The sequence below is a fragment of the Pseudoalteromonas sp. K222D genome, from assembly GCF_017653575.1.
Classification (GTDB): Bacteria; Pseudomonadota; Gammaproteobacteria; order Enterobacterales; family Alteromonadaceae; genus Pseudoalteromonas; species Pseudoalteromonas nigrifaciens.
On the sequence record NZ_JAGGDL010000094.1, the window covers coordinates 1 to 969 of the forward strand.

1 protein-coding gene is annotated in these 969 nt (G+C 44.6%); it reads left to right on the plus strand.

What is annotated here, in order from left to right:
• Positions 1–963: elongation factor Tu (tuf, locus tag J5X91_RS18005; protein ID WP_208835398.1), on the plus strand; the 963-nt coding region annotated here is incomplete at its 5' end.
• Between the last annotated feature and the right edge of the window lie 6 nt (positions 964–969).

The window sequence follows — 969 nt, forward strand, 5'->3', positions numbered from 1 at the left end:
CGTCACTACGCACACGTAGATTGTCCTGGTCACGCCGATTATGTTAAAAACATGATCACTGGTGCTGCTCAAATGGACGGTGCTATTTTAGTAGTAGCTGCGACTGATGGTCCTATGCCACAAACACGTGAGCACATCCTACTTTCTCGCCAAGTTGGCGTTCCTTACATCATCGTGTTCATGAACAAATGTGACATGGTTGATGACGAAGAGCTACTTGAGCTAGTAGAAATGGAAGTTCGTGAACTTCTTTCAGAATACGATTTCCCAGGTGATGACTTACCACTAATTCAAGGTTCAGCACTTAAAGCGCTTGAAGGCGAAAAAGAGTGGGAAGATAAGATTGTTGAGCTTGCAAACGCACTTGATTCTTACATTCCAGAGCCACAGCGTGACATCGATAAAGCATTCATCATGCCTATCGAAGACGTTTTCTCAATCCAAGGCCGTGGTACCGTTGTAACTGGTCGTGTTGAAGCTGGTATTATCCGCATCAACGACGAGATTGAAATTGTTGGTATCCGTGATACAACTAAGTCAATCTGTACTGGTGTTGAAATGTTCCGTAAACTGCTTGACGAAGGTCGTGCTGGTGAGAACATTGGTGCACTTTTACGTGGTACTAAGCGTGAAGACGTTGAACGTGGTCAAGTACTAGCTAAGCCTGGTTCAATCAAGCCACACACTACTTTTGAATCAGAAGTATACGTACTTTCAAAAGATGAAGGTGGTCGTCATACTCCATTCTTCAAAGGTTACCGTCCACAGTTCTACTTCCGTACAACTGACGTAACTGGTGACGTACAGTTACCAGAAGGCGTAGAAATGGTAATGCCTGGTGATAACGTTAAGATGACAGTAACTCTAATCGCGCCAATCGCGATGGATGAAGGTCTTCGTTTCGCTATCCGTGAAGGTGGTCGTACTGTAGGCGCTGGCGTTGTTGCAAACATCGTAGCGTAATAATTA